This is a genomic window from Microvirga sp. CF3062, from assembly GCF_036314045.1.
Taxonomy (GTDB): Bacteria; Pseudomonadota; Alphaproteobacteria; order Rhizobiales; family Beijerinckiaceae; genus Microvirga.
Genome location: NZ_JAYGGN010000010.1, coordinates 151,813 through 167,500 on the forward strand (window position 1 = coordinate 151,813; position 15,688 = coordinate 167,500).

A 15,688-nucleotide genomic window follows, 5' to 3' on the forward strand; every position below is an offset into this window, starting at 1 on the left:
AGACGCAGAAGAATCGAAGGGGACGGGCATCGCCCGTCCCTTTTTTGTTTCTCGACACGCGGGCGACGGATCAGGGTTGCAGCGGCGGGTCTCCCAACGGGGCGCTCCTTGTGCTAGGGCAGGCATCGACAAGGGATTGCTCATGCGCACGTTCGAAGATCTGCCTGTCGGCTTCGCCCAAACCCTCGGGCCCCTCCATGTGTCGAAGGACGACATCCTGGCCTTCGCGCGGGAATACGATGCCCAGCCCTTCCATGTGGACGAAGTTGCGGCCAAGGATAGTTTCGTCGGCACCCTGATCGCCTCGGGCTGGCATACCTGCAGCCTCAACATGCGGCTCGTGGCCGACGGGCTGCTTCTGGACTCCTCCGCCATGGGCGCTCCGGGAATCGAGGAGGTGAAATGGGTGAGGCCCGTAAGGCCGGGCGATACCCTGCGCTCGCACATGAAGGTCCTGGAGAGCCGCATATCCAAGAGCAGGCCGTCCCTCGGGCTGGTGCAGTTGCACTTCGACATGGTCAACCAGGCCGACGAGACGGTGCTGACCCAGACCAACTGGGTGATGTTCGCAACCCGTGACGCCCAACCCTTCTCGGGCGGAGCCATCTCGACCGACGCCCGCTCCGGGTCCAGCGATCATCCCCACCGGGGGATCCCGCCGATCTCCTCCAATCCCTTTTTCGAGGATCTCGTCATCGGCGAGACGGAGGAATTGGGCTCGTACACCTTCACACCCGACGAGATCGTCCGTTTCGCGAGACAGTACGACCCACAGCCCTTCCATGTGGATGCGGAAGTCGCCAAAAACAGCCTCTTCGGCGCGCTCTGCGCCTCAGGCTGGCATACGGCGAGCGTGTGGATGAAGCACATGGTCGGCCATCGCGACCAAATCCGCACTTATGCGCTGGCTCACGGCCAGAGGCCGGCCCGGCTCGGCCCCTCCCCGGGCTTCTCGAACCTGAAATGGCTGAAACCCGTCTATGCGGGCGACACGATCACCTACCGCACCACCGTCACGGCCAAGCGCCCCTCCGCCTCGCGGCCGGGCTGGGGTCTGGTGTTCCATCACAACACCGGCACCAACCAGCACGGCGAGGCGGTTTTTGCCTTCGACGGCATGGTGTTTTGGGAAAGGCGGGGCTGAGGTCGCTTAGGACGTGCCGCTTCACTGTCACCCCCGCGAAGGCGGGGATCCATAACCACGACATTCACAGGAAGAGAGTCGCAATAGCCGCTGCGTAGTATTCTGAAACGTCAGCGGTTATGGATCCCGGGTTCCGCTTAAGCGGCCCCGGGATGACACGTGCTGAACTCAATGCCCCTCGAAGCTCACGAGGCTGCGCACCTCGACGCCGAGATCCTTTAGCTTTTGGGCGCCACCGAGATCCGGCAGGTCGATGATGAAGCAGGCGGCTATGATGTTGGCGCCCATCTGGCGCAGGAGCTGAGTGGCTGCGACCGCCGTGCCGCCGGTGGCGATGAGGTCGTCCACCAGGATCACGCGCTCGCCCTGGCCGATGGCATCCGTGTGGATCTCCATCTCGTCGACGCCGTATTCCAGCGAATAGGCGATGCGCACCGTCTCGTGGGGCAGCTTGCCCTTCTTGCGGATCGGCACGAAGCCCGAGGACAGCTGGTGGGCGATGGCGCCGCCGAGAATGAAGCCGCGCGCCTCGATGCCTGCCACCTTGTCGACCCGGCCGCCCGCGAAGGGATGGACGAGTTCGTCCACCGAACGCCGGAAGGCCCGCGCATCCCCCAGCAGGGTCGTAATGTCCCGGAACACGATGCCCGGCTTCGGATAATCCGGGATCGAGCGGATCGCGGCCTTCAGATCGGTGAGGAGACGCTGGTCCATGGGTTCAAGCCTGCCTGGGTGTCTGGTGAGAATGGATCTGAGACGAGTGAGCGCAAGGCGCCTCCGATCACGCTTTTGAGGGGTTTAGCACCCGGCCAGCCACCGCATCCAACTTTTTCAGAAGCTCAGGATCGCGGGCGGAGGGCGCCGTCATGATGGCGCCGTCGAGCGCCCGGTCGGAACCGGCGGGGCACGGCTCGTGCTCGGCTGGGAAGTCGCGGGCGACACGGGCGACGAGGCGTGCCACCTTGGCGGCGTTCTGCTGCGCCACTGCGACCACCGAGGCCACGTCCACATGGTCGTGCTCGGGGTGCCAGCAATCGTAATCGGTCACCATGGCGATGGTAGCATAGGTGATCTCGGCCTCGCGGGCGAGCTTGGCCTCCGGCATCGCCGTCATTCCGATCACGTCGTAGCCGAGCCCCTTGTAGGTGATCGACTCAGCGTAAGTGGAGAATTGCGGACCCTCGATGCAGACAAGCGTGCCGCCGAGCGCAAACGGGATATCCTCCGCCAGAGCGGCATCGGCGATGCGCTGGCGCAGCAGGGGCCCGACCGGGTGAGCCATAGGCACATGGGCCACGCAGCCTCGGCCGAAGAAGGAGGTCTCGCGCTTGTGGGTGCGATCCACATATTGGTCCACCAGCACGAAGAAGCCGGGATGATATTCGTTCTTGAACGAGCCGACGGCGGAGACGGAGATCAGGTCGGTGACGCCGGCCCGCTTCATCACATCGATATTGGCCCGGTAGTTGATGTCGGAGGGCGACAGGCGGTGGCCGCGCCCATGGCGGGGCATGAACGCAATGGTCGTCTCGCCGATCCGGCCGATGCGCAGCACGTCCGATGGCTCGCCCCAGGGAGAGCTGATGCGCTCCTCGCGCATGTCCTCGACCCCCGGCAGATCATAGACCCCCGATCCGCCGATGATGCCTAGAACCGCCTTCGTCATTTTGCCCTCTCATCTGCCCAGCTGTTACGGGCCTGTCATAGCCGAGGAACGCCTACGTCCCAAGCCTCACTTCCCGATCAAGGGGACCGAAGCGATCTCGTCGGTCACGAGACAGGGAAAGAGGGTCTCGCGAACAAGCCTGATATGCTTCACGGGCGCCGTGATGGAGACGGGCAGGCTCTCGATGCGGCCGACAACATCGTCCGAAATGAAGGCTCTCGTCCGGTAGCGCGCCAGGGTCGTGTGGATCAGGTCGTAGATGATCGGCTTGTGCCCGGGCGGCGGGGGAATATCGCTGACGATTCTGTTTCGAATGGCCTCGATCAGGCCCGTTGCCTCGGTCGCGGTCGAGATGATGGCCGTGTCGGTGACCTTGAGGCGGGAGAAGCGCAGCTCCAAGGTCGGCCGATCGGCACAGAGGTCCTCCAGGAGGCTCTGGCTCTGCCGGGCGATGCCCTGCCAATAGGCGTCCTTGTCGAAGGAGCTCTTCACCGGAACCAGCGGATAGATGGTGACATGCAGCCCGTGCTTGGGCCCGATATGCAGCGGTTCCGGCCATTGCTCGGCGATCGCCCGCTGCACCTCCTCGAAGGCTTCGCGGGTTTCAGGCTCAAGGCTCGGTTGAACGTGATAGGCGAGGCAGGGCAGCCCCCAGATGTCGTCGGCAATCGTCTGCAGCATGGCAGCCGACATAGGGCTGCCGTCGCATGCTGTCACCTGAAAAGAAAAAGGCCCCGGAACGGGGCCTTGATCGTCAGCTTTTAAGGATTGTGAGTCATCGGGGGCGTGGCGTGGCCGTCAACCTCGCCGCCCACCCGGGCCCAGATCTTCTTCTTGGTGAAATAGAGCAGGCCTGCGAGCACGATCAGGAACAGGATGACCTGGAAGCCGAGGCGCTTGCGGGCTTCGAGATGAGGTTCCGCCGTCCAGGTGAGGAAGGCCGTCACGTCGCGGGCATACTGGTCCACAGTCTCCGGAGCCTGAGGCTGGCCGGCCTCGTTCTTCGGATACTCGACCTGGCCGTCGTTGATCGGCTTCGGCATCGCGATGATGTGGCCCGGATAATACTCGTTGTAGTGACCGCCCTCAGGCACCGTGAAGCCCGCCGGGGCATCCTTGTAGCCGTTGAGCAGCGCGGTGAGGTAATCCGCACCGTTCTCGGAATACTGACGGAAGATGTCCGTGATCCACCAGGGGAAGCCGCGCTCGTAGGTGCGGGCCTTGGCCATCAGGGACAGGTCCGGCGGAGCCTTGCCGCCATTGGCGGCAGCCGCCGCGTTCTCGTTCGGGAACGGTGACGGGAAACGATCGGCCGGACGTGCGGGACGCTCGAACATGTCACCGGCCTCGTTCGGGCCGTCCTGGAGCTTGTACTCGGCCGCCAGCGCGCGAACCTGACCCTCGGAGAATTCCGGGCCACCGGGCTGCGACAGGTTGCGGAACGCGACGTAGCTCAGGCCGTGGCAGGAGGCGCAGACCTCACGGTAGACCTTGAAGCCGCGCTGGAGTTGGGCCCGGTCGAAGGTGCCGAACGGTCCCTGGAAGCTCCACTTGAGCTGCGGCGGGACCGGGGTCTCGCCGGCAGCAAACGCCGGAGCGGAGAGGCCGAGAATAGCCGCAGCGATGAGAAGAGTACGCTTCATCATGATGTTTTCCTCAACGCTCCCGTTCAGCCCTTGGACTGCGGCTCGGCATTGGCGCCGACCGGCATGCCAGCCCCGCCCTTCTGCACGCCCATGACGGATTCGAGGATCGAATTCGGCAGCGGCAGCGGACGCTCGACGAAGCCGAGCACCGGAAGGACGATCAGGAAGTGGGCGAAGTAGTAGACCGTGCAGATCTGGGAGGCGATCACGTACCAGCCCTCGGCGGGGCGGGAACCGAGCCAGCCGAGCACGAGGCAGACGGCCACGAAGACCCAGAAGAACTGCTTGTAGAGCGGACGATAGGCGGTGGAGCGCACCTTCGAGGTATCGAGCCAGGGCATGAAAGCCCAGATCACGATGGCCGCGCCCATCGCTAGGACGCCGCCGAGCTTGTCGGGAATGGCGCGCAGGATCGCGTAGAACGGCAGGAAGTACCACTCAGGCACGATGTGTGCGGGCGTCACGGCCGGGTTCGCCGGGATGTAGTTGTCCGCATGGCCGAGATAGTTGGGCATGTAGAACACCCAATAGGCGAAGAAGATCAGGAACACGACAACGGCGAAGATGTCCTTGATCGTCGCGTAGGGCGTGAAGGGAACCGCGTCCTTGCCCGACTTGATCGGAATGCCGGTCGGGTTGTTCTGGCCCGGCACGTGCAGCGCCCAGATGTGAAGGGCGACGACGCCCGCAATCATGAAGGGTAGCAGGTAGTGCAGCGAGAAGAAGCGGTTGAGCGTCGGGTTGCCCACCGAGTAGCCGCCCCAGAGATAATGCACGATCGTCTCGCCGACGAGCGGGATCGCCGAGAAGAGGTTCGTGATCACGGTGGCGCCCCAGAAGCTCATCTGGCCCCAGGGAAGCACGTAACCCATGAAGGCCGTGGCCATCATGAGGATGAAGATGATCACGCCGAGAATGTAGAGAACCTCACGGGGCGCCTTGTAGGAACCGTAGTAGAAGTTCCGGAAGATGTGGATATAGACGGCGATGAAGAACATCGATGCGCCGTTTGCGTGCAGATACCGGAGCAGCCAGCCGTATTCCACGTCGCGCATGATGTGCTCGACGGATTGGAAGGCCATACCGGCGTTCGGGGTGTAGTACATCGCCAGGAACACGCCGGTCACGATCTGCGACACGAGCATGAAGGCCAGGATGGCGCCGAAGGTCCAGAAATAGGTCAGATTCCGCGGGACCGGGAACGCGACGAACGAAGAGTGGACGAGGCCCGCGACCGGCAGGCGGCTTTCAAACCACTGACCGAAGGCGCTCTTGGGAACATAGGTTGTAGGATGCTGGCTCATGGTATCGCCTGATCGTCGCTTGGGTTACGCCGTGGCTTCTTGGCCGATGATGACCTTCGTGTCGGACATGAAGGCATAGGGCGGGATCGGCAGATTGGTCGGTGCCGGTCCACCGCGGACGCGGCCGGAGGTATCGAAGACCGAGCCGTGGCACGGGCAGAACCAACCCTTGTATTCACCTTGCTGGCCCAGCGGCACGCAACCCAGATGAGTGCAGTTGCCGTAAACGACGAGCCACTGGGGTTTGCCTTCCTTCACGCGGGCAGCATCCGCCTGCGGGTCACGCAGGGATGCAACGTTCACGTCCTCAGCCGCCTTGATCTCGTCGGCAGTGCGGTGACGGATGAAGATCAGGCTGCCGCGCCAGAAAACCTTCACGATCTGGCCTTCGGCAATCGGGGTCAGGTCGACTTCGACAGGGGCGCCGGCAGCCACCGTCGCCGCGTCGGGCGCCAAGGACTGGACGAAGGGCCATACCAGGGTGGCCCCGCCGATAGCGGCGGCTGCGCCTGTGGCGATGTACAGAAAATCGCGCCGTGTCGGCTCAGCGACATGAGTGGTGGTCTCGGCCACTTGGCTCTCCAGCATTGGTCAAAAAACGAGAACCGCGCATCGGCAATGCCTTGGAAATCCAGGCATTCGGCTCACGAGTTCCGATATGGAACACGACAACGCGCGCGCAATGCGACTGGGAGTCGCCGCGCGGTGGCTCTTTGGCACGGTCAAGCCCGCCTGTCCATAGTCGGATTGGAGTTGTTCCAGCCTGTGCCTCAAAATGCCGCCGACCCGAAGTCGCCAAGGCGCTCCCTTGACGGCGGAGCCCGTTGCCACGATGACGAAGCCATGCCCCGTCTTGCCATTTACCAGCCTGACATCCCGCAGAACACCGGCACCATGCTGCGCTTGGCGGCCTGCCTCGGCGTGCCGGTCGAGATCATCGAACCTGCGGCCTTCGACGTCTCCGACCGCAACCTGCGCCGCTCCGGAATGGACTACCTCAACCATGTAACAATCACCCGTCACATCTCCTGGCGGGCCTTCGAGGCATGGCGACAGGAGACCAAGGGACGCCTCGTCCTTGCCACCACCAAGGGTGCGATCCCCTATGCCGATTTCGCGTACAGATCCGACGACATCGTTCTTGTCGGCCGGGAATCTGCCGGCGTGCCGGATGAGGTTCATGCGGTGGCGGATGCGCGGACCCTCATCCCTATGCAGTCGGGGATGCGCTCCCTGAACGTGGCCGTGACCGCCGCCATGATCCTGGGCGAGGCCCTGCGGCAGACCCGCTCGTTTCCCGATCCCGCCCTTTCCGAGATGTGAGGCAAGACCTGATGACCGACCAAGCCGCCGTCGCGCGCCTGCAGACTGAGGCCCCTGTCTGGTTCGCGCTGCTGCGCGACCGCATCTGCGCGGCCTTCGAGGCGCTGGAGGACGAGGTGACGAACCCCCTCCCCCTGGAAGCGGCGGAACCCGGCCGGTTCGAGCGCACGCCCTGGGAGCGCAAGGACCATAGCGGCGCAGACGGCGGCGGGGGCGTCATGTCCATGATGCGCGGCCGGGTGTTCGAGAAGGTGGGGGTTCACGTCTCGACGGTGCATGGAGAGTTCGCGCCCGAGTTCCGTGGCCAGATCCCCGGCTCCGACCAGGACCCGCGCTTCTGGGCCGGCGGCATTTCGCTCATCGCGCATCCCTGGAATCCGAACGTCCCGACCGTCCACATGAACACCCGCTTCGTGGTTACCACGAAGCCCTGGTTCGGCGGCGGGGCGGACCTCACCCCCGTGCTCGAAAGGCGACGCACGCAGGAGGACCCGGACACGGTCCTGTTCCACGAGGCTATGGAACAGGCCTGCCGCACTCACGCGCCGGAGGGATCGTACGACAAGTACAAGAAGTGGTGTGACGAGTACTTCTTCCTCAAGCACCGCAACGAGCCGCGCGGCATTGGCGGCATCTTTTACGATTATCACTGGACCGGAAACCCGGACCAGGATTTCGCCTTCACCCGCAACGTGGGCGAGGCCTTCCTCAAGGTCTATCCGGAGATCGTCCGCCGCAACGTCACCAAGCCCTGGACGGAGGAGGACCGCATCGAGCAGCAGGTGCGGCGCGGACGCTACGTGGAGTTCAACCTGCTCTACGACCGGGGCACGATCTTCGGCCTGAAGACCGGCGGCAACATCGCGTCGATCCTCTCCTCCATGCCGCCGACGGTGAGGTGGCCCTAAGCCTGCTTCAGCACCCGCCTGAGCAGGTCTCGGGCATAGCTTTCATCTGTCCGGCAGCCCTCCGCCAGCCAGGCCTGACGGCCCCGGGCGAGCATTTCGCCGATCTTCGGCCCCTTCGGAACGCCGCCCTCGACGAGATCGGCTCCGCGCAAGGGGAAAATCGGTACGGGCTCAGTCCTGCTCAGGTAGCGCGCGAGCGCCTCGCGAGCGTCCTCATGGACGACAGGAGACGGCTCCCCGGCTGTCGCGGCAAAGACGATTCCCAAAGCCTCGGGCTCGTGATCCGCCACTAGACGGCGGATAGCGGTCGCGTCGAGCGGCAAGGGCCAGCTCTTGAGGAGGTTGAGAAGCCCGGCATAGGCGGCAAGCTTTTTGTGCTCATCATTGGACAATCTAAGCTCTTCCCGCAGGCGCTCCGCATCTTCCTCCACCAATACGGCAAGGGCAGCGAGCCGCCAAATTGCGACAGGGTTGTCCCGATCATCGTTTGCCACGCGCCTAAGGCGGCCGAATTCGGCAACGCCGCCGAGCAGGCCGGTGAGAAAGCCGTGATCGGCAAGAATGCGGATCGTCTCCTCTGCCCTCGTCGCGACGAGGAGCTTGAGAAGCTCGTGCCGAATCCGCTCCTTTGAGAGGATCGCAAGCCCCTGCCGCTCGGCTCCGGAGGCTGCCAGCCCTTCCGCATCGGGATCACTTTCCGCATACTCCGCGTGGAAGCGGAAGAAGCGCATGATCCTCAGGTAATCCTCGCGGATGCGGGTGCGGGCCTCGCCAATGAAGCGCACCCGCCGGGCAGCGAGATCCGACTCGCCACCGGTATAATCGTAGAGCTGGCCGTCGCGCCCAAGTGACAGGGCGTTGATGGTGAAATCCCGCCGCTTGGCATCGCGCACGAAATCGCGCCCGAAATGCACCACCGCATGGCGCCCGTCGGTTTCCACATCCTCGCGCAGAGTGGTGATCTCGAAGGGCTCGCCGTCGATAATCACCGTGATCGTGCCGTGCTCGATCCCGGTCGGCACCGCCTTGAACCCGGCCCGCTTCGCCCGCTCCGTGATGGCGTCGGGCAGCATGGTCGTGGTGCAGTCCACCTCCGTCACGGGCCGTCCGAGCAGGGCATTGCGCACGGCACCGCCCACGACGCGCGTCTCCTCGCCCCCATCGTTGAAGACCTCGAGGAGACGGCGCAGTTCGGGGCGCTGGAGAAGGCTCGCAAGCGCCTGCCGATCGAGGGCTTCCGTCACTGGAAATGCCCCGGAATGACGCGCCCGTTCTCGACGCGCGTCGGTACATAGGCACCGGTCTGGCGCTCCTCCAGGAGCGCTGTCGCGATCAACGAAATGACCACGAAGCTCAAGCCCGCAATCGTGAGCCACGCAGATTGTCTGCTCCAGTGGGACCAGAGCAGCGGATTGCGCCGGCGAATGACGAGATAAGCGCCGAAAAGGACGAAGGGCAGCAGGAACAGCACCAAACCCTGAATGACCGCCCGTGTCATGAACTGTAGAGCCTCTCATAAAGATTGCGGACGATCCCGGCCGTAACACCCCAGATGTAGCGTCCCTGATAGGGCATTGCATAGTAGCGGCGCAGCCTTCCCTTCCACTCGCGGGAATGGAGCTCGTGGCGCGCGGGATCCATGAGGAAGCTCAGTGGCACCTCGAAGGCATCGGCCACCTCGTCGTGATTGATGTTGAGCGTGTAGGAGGGCGAGATCCGTGCCACCACCGGCATCACGAGATAATTCGTCGTGGACAGGTAGGCATCGAGATAGCCGAGCGGGCTGATGAAGCGGCTGTCGAGGCCGATCTCCTCCATCGCCTCGCGGCAGGCGGCATCCAGGACCGAAGCATCGGTCGGATCAACCCGACCGCCCGGAAAGGCAATCTGCCCCGAATGCTGGCGCAGATGCGCGGCTCGTTCTGTCAAGAGCAGCATCGGTTCGTCGCGCATGACAACAGGCACCAGGACCGCGGCAGGCTTCGGCGTCAGCGGATAAACCAGCGGCACTTCGTCGAGGCTGTGATCGCCGCGAGGGTTCGCCAGGGCCTCCTCTGTATGCGGCGGTTCCGGCCGTAGCCGCTCGGCGGCCAGGGTCAGAAAGTCCGGCTCATCGTGGGGAGCAAGGCGCATCAAGCAATGCCCAGTTCGGACATAGGTGCGATGGGGAAGAAGGCACCGCCTGCCATCACCCCGAAGGTATCCACCCCATCAATGTTCTTTTCTTCGCCCATGGCGACCAGATCGAGGGCCAGGCTTCGCGTCACGAGGGCCCACAGCTCCCCTCGGACTTTCACGTAAGGTTTGATGCCGCCATTCGCGTCCTGCTCGAAACGGAGAGGATGATCCGGCCCGACCTGCACGAGGTCGTCCACATTGGTGCGAAACGCAATCTGCCGGCTCTCTCCCTCACCCTCGACGGCCATCTCGACGGCCAGAAAGGGCGCGTCTTCCACCGTAATCCCGACCCGCTCGACCGGCGTGACGAGCACATAGCGCTCCGGATCCTTGCGCAGAACCGTCGAAAACAGCTTCACGAGGGCAGGCCGGTTGATGGGTGAGCCCATGTAATGCCAGGTGCCGTCGGCCGCGATGCGCATGTCGATCTCGCCGCAATAGGCCGGGTTCCAGCGCTCGACCGGAGGGGGGCCTTTCCGCTTTGAATCGGACCCGAGCGCCTCGGTCAGGCGGGCCAGGGCAATTCCGGGTGTGACAGGCGAAGGACCGGTCATGACGCAAGCGTGAACATGATTTTCAACTTTCGGGATCGACGAACGGCTGTCGATTGTTACTTCCTAGAGCATAGAGTCCTCGCTTGTCTCGTCCACTCCACATGGGTTCAATGCTGCGGCGCATCGACCCTTGCCTATCGACCAGGATAAAAGGCAGACTAGCTACCGGGGGCACATGCGTATGAGAGGGAGAATGACCTCATGACGGCCAGCATTGCTCAAGCGCCCACCGCCTTGGACGACGCGATCATCCGCAGCGCGGAGGCGACGCTTGAGACTGTAGGCCGCGCCCGCGAGGCCATTCACACCGTCATTTTCGGCCAGGAAGACGTGGTGGATCTCACGCTGATCACCCTTTTGGCCGGCGGTCACGGCCTCCTGGTCGGCGTTCCAGGCCTCGCCAAGACGAAGCTCGTAGACACGCTAGGGACCGTGCTGGGCCTCGACGCCCGCCGCATCCAGTTCACCCCGGACCTCATGCCTTCCGACATCCTGGGTTCCGAGATCCTCGATGAAGGCGCCGACCGCCGCCGCTCCTTCCGCTTCGTGAAGGGCCCGGTCTTCGCTCAGCTGCTGATGGCCGACGAGATCAACCGCGCCAGCCCCCGCACCCAGTCAGCCCTGCTGCAGGCCATGCAGGAGCATCACGTGTCAGTGGGCGGCGAACGGCACGACCTGCCGCAGCCTTTCCACGTGCTGGCGACGCAGAACCCCATCGAGCAGGAGGGCACCTATCCCCTCCCCGAGGCTCAGCTCGACCGCTTCCTGCTGCAGATCGATGTCGGCTACCCGACCCGCGACGCGGAGCGGCGCATCCTGATCGAAACCACGGGTGCGGAGGACCGCAAGCCGACGACGGTCATGAATGCCGAAGCCCTCATGAATGCCCAGCGCCTCGTCCGCCGCCTGCCCGTGGGCGAGAGCGTGGTCGAGGCGATCCTCGATCTCGTGCGCTCGGCCCGTCCGGAAGCAGACCGGATCGAGGGCGTCAGCGACAAGATCCTATGGGGGCCCGGCCCCCGCGCCAGCCAGGCCTTGATGCTGGCCGTGCGCGCCCGCGCGCTCATCGAGGGCCGCGTAGCGCCTTCCATCGCCGACGTGGTGGCGCTGGCCCAACCGGTGCTCAAGCACCGCATGGCGCTCACCTTCTCGGCCCGTGCGGACGGAGACACGATCGGAAGCGTCATCGGCCGGCTCACCTCGCGCTTGGCAGGCTAGGATCATCGTCATGGCCCGTGTCCGGGTCCTTCCCGAAAGCGCTCGCTCGCCGGGCCGGGTCGAGACGGAGAACGCTCTCTCCCTCGCCCACCGGATGCCGCGCCTCGTGCTGGAAGCCCGCCGCGTGGCCGCCAACCTCGCCCATGGCATTCACGGGCGCCGCCGCGCCGGCACCGGCGAGACCTTCTGGCAGTTCCGTCCTTTCGTCGCCGGCGAGGCCGCGCAGCGCATCGACTGGCGCCGCTCGGGCCGGGACGACCGGCTCTATGTGCGCGAGCGCGAATGGGAGACGGCCCAGACCGTGTGGTTCTGGATCGACCGCTCCGCCTCGATGGGCTACGCCTCGGACCTCGCCCAGGCGCCCAAGATCGAGCGTGCCATCGTCTTGGGAATGGCTCTGGCCAATTGCTTCGTCGAAGGCGGCGAGCGCGTGGGCATGCTCGGGCTGATGTCTCCGCGCGCCACCCGGCGCATTGCGGAAACCATGGCACAGACCCTGGTGGCGGACCGCGCCTCCCTGGAGGAGGACCTGCCCCCGCAGGCCGCTGTGGCGCCGCAGCACGAAGCGATCCTGATCAGCGATTTCCTGTCGCCTGCGCGCGACATCGCCACCATGATCGAGGGCATCTCTTCCCGCGGCGCGCGTGGGCATCTGGTGATGATCGTCGATCCCGTCGAGGAGACCTTCCCATTCCAGGGACAGGCGGTTCTGCACGACCTCGAAGACGGCTTGTCGCTCCGGATCGGCGATGCCACGTCCTGGGGTAAAGCCTATCGGCTTCGGATCGAGCAGCATCGGGCGGAGTTGCAGGAGCTGGCGCGCCGCCGCGGCTGGACATTGACCATCCACCGGACCGACCGACCGGCGAGCGAGGCAGCACTTCGCCTCATGACCCTGGTGGCGACCTCCCGTGGTGCCGGTGTGGGGGGGCGCTGAGCAATGCTGGGCCTGCCTCTCACCTTCACCGTCCCGCTCGTCCTGACGGCGCTCGCAGCGCTCCCGGCGATCTGGCTGCTCCTGCGCATCACGCCGCCGCAGCCCAAGCGCGTGGATTTTCCGCCGCTCAGGATCATGGCGGATCTCCGGCCCGAGCAGGAAATGCCTGCCCGTACGCCGTGGTGGCTGCTGCTCCTGCGGCTGCTGCTGGCCGCCTTCCTGATCCTCGCTGCCTCCGGGCCGATCTGGAATCCTCTGGCTGAGGGCAACAACCGCTCGCCGCTCCTGATCGTGCTCGACAACGGCTTTGCCGCCGCCCACGACTGGCGCGAGCGCATGAACTTGGCGTCCGAGCGCATAGAGGCGGCAGGACGCGACGGGCGCACGGTGGCTCTTGTGGCAACGGCCGAGACACCCACCGCCATCGAGCCATCAAGCCCCGCCGCAGCGCTCGAGCGCCTGCGCTCCCTCAAGCCCCTGCCGCATCTGCAGGACCGCCAGGTTCATCTCGAATCCATCAGGCGCTTCCTGGAATCGACGCCTGACGCCAATATCGTCTGGATCAGCGACGGGGTCGCGGGCGTTGACGGGCAAGGCTTCATCGATGGTTTGGCGCCAATGGCGGACGGTCAGCGGATCACCGTTCTGAAAGCGGAGCGCGCTCCAGCCCTTGCGGTTGCCGGCGTGGAGAATGCCAGCGGTCAGATGAATGTCAGGCTCGTCCGCCCGGAACCGAATGGGCGCGACTCCGGCACTGTCCGGGTTCTGGATCTCAAGAGCCTGCCGCTCGCCGACATGCGTTTCTCCTTTGAGGCCAACGCCACCGAGACCACAGTGGCGTTCGATCTGCCCACCGAGATCCGAAACGCTATCGCCCGCATCGAGATCCTCGGCGAAGGCTCGGCCGGTGCCGTCCACCTGCTCGACGAGCGCGGCAAGCGCCGCCGCGTCGGTCTCGTGTTCGGCGGCACCTCGGACCAGGCCCAGCCTCTCCTCTCGCCTCTTTACTACATCGAGCGGGCCCTCGCGCCTTACTCCGAGATCCGCGCGGGACGCGGCGGCGTGGCGGATTCAGTGAACCAGCTCATCGACGAGCAGGTCTCCGTGCTGGTGCTGGCCGATGTGGGCGGTCTCGACCGGGAGACGCTCGGCAAGGTCACGGCCTTCGTCGAACAGGGCGGCATGCTCCTGCGCTTCGCGGGCTCGCGGCTGTCCGCCGGCAACGACGAACTGGTTCCGGTGCGCCTGCGCCGCGGTGGGCGCAGCCTTGGCGGCACATTGTCCTGGGACACTCCCAAGACCTTCGCACCCTTCACCCGCGAGAGCCCCTTCTTCGGCCTCACGGTGCCGGAAGAGATCGGCATCCGCCGCCAGATCCTCGCGGAGCCCGATGGCGACCTGCCGATGAAGACCTGGGCGTCGCTGGCCGACGGCACACCCATCGTGACGGCGGACAAGCGCGGCGACGGGATGATCGTGCTCTTCCACGTGACCGCCGACACCACCTGGTCGAACCTGCCCCTGTCGGGCCTCTTCGTCGACATGCTGCGCCGGATCACGGCTCTCGCCGGTGCATCGAACGACCTGAACGCGGAATCCCGCAACGCGGAGAACGAGACCGTGGCGCCCCGTCTGACCCTCGATGGCTATGGCATCTACATCTTGCCGCCGGCCAATGCCCGTGCCGTGACGCGCAACTTTGCCGAGCGGGCCACGGGCGAGCATCCGCCCGGCTTCTACGGCCCGGTGGATTCGAGCCTCGCGGTCAATGCGCTGCTGCCGGGCGACCGGCTGGCACCGCTGAACTTCGCCTCTCTCAACGCCCGGATCGCCCCGCTGGCCGGAGCCCAGACGGTCGACCTGCGCATGCCGCTGTTCATGCTGGCCCTGCTGCTGCTCGTCGCCGATACCATCGCGTCGCTCTGGCTCGGCGGTCACCTGTCCAACCTCTCCGGCCGCCTGCGGAAGGCGGGTGCAGCGGCGGCGATCGTGCTCGGCTCGGCCATGCTGCTCAACCCGGTGTCGGATGCGAGCGCGCAGGAGCGCCGGTCGTCCATGACGATGGAAAGCTCCAGCCCTGCCCTCGTGACGCGGCTCGCTTACGTGATCACGGGAGACTCGCAGGTCGACGACACCAGCAAGGCGGGTCTCGCTGGATTGACGCAGGTGCTGAGCCAGCGCACCGCCCTGTCCCCGGGCGAGCCCATCGGCATCGACCTGTCGCGGGACGAGGTGGCATTCTATCCGCTGATCTACTGGCCCATCGTGGCGAACCGGCCCATCCCGTCGGAGGCCGCGATCCGGCGTCTCGATGCCTTCATGAAGGGCGGCGGCACCGTGATCTTCGATACGCGCGATGCCTTCGGCAATCGCCTCGACGGCGCGCCCACTGCGGAGGGGCAGTATCTGCGCCGGCTGCTCGCGGGCCTCGACATTCCGGAGATCGAGCCCGTGCCGGTCGATCACGTGCTCACCAAAACCTTCTACATCCTCGACAGCTTCCCCGGCCGCTATTCCACCGGTCAGACCTGGGTCGAAGCCTTGCCGCCGCAGACAGAGGGCGAGGGCAACCGTCCGGCCCGCTCCGGCGATGGCGTCTCGCCGATTATCATCACGTCGAACGATCTCGCGGCCGCCTGGGCCGTGGGAGCGCGGGGCGAATGGCTCTACCCTGTCGTCGGCAGCGACCAGCGTCAGAGAGAGTTCTCGTATCGCAGCGGCGTCAACATCGTCATGTATGCGCTGACCGGCAACTACAAGGCCGACCAGGTGCACGTGCCGGCCCTGCTCGAACGTCTCGGGCAGTAAGG

General features: G+C 65.2%; 16 protein-coding genes. 6 read left to right on the plus strand and 10 right to left on the minus strand.

Annotated elements, in window-relative coordinates; translation table 11 throughout:
* The first annotated feature begins 142 nt into the window (after positions 1-142).
* Positions 143-1,144, plus strand: a complete 1,002-nt coding sequence (locus VB618_RS17565; RefSeq protein WP_329798026.1) for a MaoC family dehydratase — start codon at positions 143-145, stop codon at positions 1,142-1,144.
* A 168-nt stretch (positions 1,145-1,312) separates the two neighbouring features.
* On the opposite strand, the gene VB618_RS17570 is transcribed toward VB618_RS17565, so the two are convergent.
* From VB618_RS17570 to petA, 6 genes are all read right to left on the minus strand, one after another.
* Complete coding sequence (locus tag VB618_RS17570; RefSeq protein ID WP_329798027.1) at positions 1,313-1,858, minus strand: adenine phosphoribosyltransferase; 546 nt, start codon at positions 1,856-1,858, stop codon at positions 1,313-1,315.
* 67 nt (positions 1,859-1,925) lie between these two features.
* Positions 1,926-2,810 (minus strand): S-methyl-5'-thioadenosine phosphorylase, encoded by an 885-nt coding sequence (locus tag VB618_RS17575; RefSeq protein ID WP_329798028.1) that lies wholly within the window; start codon positions 2,808-2,810, stop codon positions 1,926-1,928.
* 66 nt (positions 2,811-2,876) lie between these two features.
* A complete protein-coding gene (locus VB618_RS17580) occupies positions 2,877-3,503 on the minus strand; it encodes a 2'-5' RNA ligase family protein (RefSeq protein WP_329798029.1) in 627 nt (208 codons plus the stop codon).
* 68 nt (positions 3,504-3,571) lie between these two features.
* Positions 3,572-4,456, minus strand: a complete 885-nt coding sequence (locus VB618_RS17585) for a cytochrome c1 (RefSeq protein ID WP_329798030.1) — start codon at positions 4,454-4,456, stop codon at positions 3,572-3,574.
* Positions 4,457-4,479: 23 nt separating this feature from the next.
* The gene (locus VB618_RS17590; protein WP_329798031.1) at positions 4,480-5,760 is read right to left on the minus strand and encodes a cytochrome b; all 1,281 of its coding nucleotides are present in this window, start codon (positions 5,758-5,760) and stop codon (positions 4,480-4,482) included.
* 24 nt (positions 5,761-5,784) lie between these two features.
* Complete coding sequence (petA, locus tag VB618_RS17595; RefSeq protein WP_442931844.1) at positions 5,785-6,348, minus strand: ubiquinol-cytochrome c reductase iron-sulfur subunit; 564 nt, start codon at positions 6,346-6,348, stop codon at positions 5,785-5,787.
* A 255-nt stretch (positions 6,349-6,603) separates the two neighbouring features.
* Between petA and VB618_RS17600 the strand changes: the two genes are divergently transcribed.
* A complete protein-coding gene (locus tag VB618_RS17600) occupies positions 6,604-7,083 on the plus strand; it encodes a tRNA (cytidine(34)-2'-O)-methyltransferase (RefSeq protein ID WP_329798033.1) in 480 nt (159 codons plus the stop codon).
* An 11-nt stretch (positions 7,084-7,094) separates the two neighbouring features.
* On the plus strand, positions 7,095-7,991 hold the full coding sequence (hemF, locus tag VB618_RS17605; RefSeq protein WP_329798035.1) for an oxygen-dependent coproporphyrinogen oxidase: 897 nt from the start codon (positions 7,095-7,097) through the stop codon (positions 7,989-7,991).
* On the opposite strand, the gene VB618_RS17610 is transcribed toward hemF, so the two are convergent.
* From VB618_RS17610 to VB618_RS17625, 4 genes are read right to left on the minus strand one after another with little or no spacing between them, the layout of a single operon-like run.
* Positions 7,988-9,235: a CCA tRNA nucleotidyltransferase gene (locus VB618_RS17610; protein ID WP_329798036.1), complete on the minus strand. Its 1,248-nt coding sequence runs from the start codon at positions 9,233-9,235 to the stop codon at positions 7,988-7,990. The genes hemF and VB618_RS17610 overlap by 4 nt on opposite strands.
* Positions 9,232-9,489 carry a DUF6111 family protein gene (locus tag VB618_RS17615; protein WP_329798037.1) on the minus strand — a complete coding sequence of 86 codons (258 nt, stop codon included), beginning with the start codon at positions 9,487-9,489 and terminating at the stop codon, positions 9,232-9,234. Before VB618_RS17615 ends, VB618_RS17610 begins: the two co-directional genes overlap by 4 nt.
* A complete protein-coding gene (locus tag VB618_RS17620) occupies positions 9,486-10,124 on the minus strand; it encodes a CoA pyrophosphatase (RefSeq protein ID WP_329798038.1) in 639 nt (212 codons plus the stop codon). Before VB618_RS17620 ends, VB618_RS17615 begins: the two co-directional genes overlap by 4 nt.
* The gene (locus tag VB618_RS17625; protein WP_329798039.1) at positions 10,124-10,723 is read right to left on the minus strand and encodes a DUF1285 domain-containing protein; all 600 of its coding nucleotides are present in this window, start codon (positions 10,721-10,723) and stop codon (positions 10,124-10,126) included. Before VB618_RS17625 ends, VB618_RS17620 begins: the two co-directional genes overlap by 1 nt.
* Before the next feature lie 201 nt (positions 10,724-10,924).
* Here VB618_RS17625 and VB618_RS17630 point away from each other — a divergent pair, with 201 nt between their 5' ends.
* The 3 genes from VB618_RS17630 to VB618_RS17640 are packed head-to-tail and all read left to right on the plus strand — an operon-like array spanning position 10,925 to position 15,686.
* A complete protein-coding gene (locus VB618_RS17630) occupies positions 10,925-11,941 on the plus strand; it encodes an AAA family ATPase (protein ID WP_329798040.1) in 1,017 nt (338 codons plus the stop codon).
* A gap of 10 nt (positions 11,942-11,951) precedes the next feature.
* Entirely contained in the window at positions 11,952-12,878 is a 927-nt protein-coding gene (locus tag VB618_RS17635; protein ID WP_329798041.1) for a DUF58 domain-containing protein, read from the plus strand.
* Positions 12,879-12,881: 3 nt separating this feature from the next.
* A complete protein-coding gene (locus tag VB618_RS17640; protein WP_329798042.1) occupies positions 12,882-15,686 on the plus strand; it encodes a DUF4159 domain-containing protein in 2,805 nt (934 codons plus the stop codon).
* The last annotated feature ends 2 nt before the right edge of the window (positions 15,687-15,688 follow it).

Coding starts and splice junctions, on each gene's coding strand:
- VB618_RS17585 (WP_329798030.1), bottom strand. CDS start 4,456: ATGATGAAGCGTACTCTTCTCATCGCTGCGGCTATTCTCGGCCTCTCC.
- hemF (WP_329798035.1), top strand. CDS start 7,095: ATGACCGACCAAGCCGCCGTCGCGCGCCTGCAGACTGAGGCCCCTGTC.
- VB618_RS17590 (WP_329798031.1), bottom strand. CDS start 5,760: ATGAGCCAGCATCCTACAACCTATGTTCCCAAGAGCGCCTTCGGTCAG.
- VB618_RS17600 (WP_329798033.1), top strand. CDS start 6,604: ATGCCCCGTCTTGCCATTTACCAGCCTGACATCCCGCAGAACACCGGC.
- VB618_RS17630 (WP_329798040.1), top strand. CDS start 10,925: ATGACGGCCAGCATTGCTCAAGCGCCCACCGCCTTGGACGACGCGATC.
- VB618_RS17620 (WP_329798038.1), bottom strand. CDS start 10,124: ATGCGCCTTGCTCCCCACGATGAGCCGGACTTTCTGACCCTGGCCGCC.
- VB618_RS17575 (WP_329798028.1), bottom strand. CDS start 2,810: ATGACGAAGGCGGTTCTAGGCATCATCGGCGGATCGGGGGTCTATGAT.
- VB618_RS17565 (WP_329798026.1), top strand. CDS start 143: ATGCGCACGTTCGAAGATCTGCCTGTCGGCTTCGCCCAAACCCTCGGG.
- VB618_RS17615 (WP_329798037.1), bottom strand. CDS start 9,489: ATGACACGGGCGGTCATTCAGGGTTTGGTGCTGTTCCTGCTGCCCTTC.
- VB618_RS17635 (WP_329798041.1), top strand. CDS start 11,952: ATGGCCCGTGTCCGGGTCCTTCCCGAAAGCGCTCGCTCGCCGGGCCGG.
- VB618_RS17625 (WP_329798039.1), bottom strand. CDS start 10,723: ATGACCGGTCCTTCGCCTGTCACACCCGGAATTGCCCTGGCCCGCCTG.
- petA (WP_442931844.1), bottom strand. CDS start 6,348: ATGCTGGAGAGCCAAGTGGCCGAGACCACCACTCATGTCGCTGAGCCG.
- VB618_RS17580 (WP_329798029.1), bottom strand. CDS start 3,503: ATGTCGGCTGCCATGCTGCAGACGATTGCCGACGACATCTGGGGGCTG.
- VB618_RS17640 (WP_329798042.1), top strand. CDS start 12,882: ATGCTGGGCCTGCCTCTCACCTTCACCGTCCCGCTCGTCCTGACGGCG.
- VB618_RS17570 (WP_329798027.1), bottom strand. CDS start 1,858: ATGGACCAGCGTCTCCTCACCGATCTGAAGGCCGCGATCCGCTCGATC.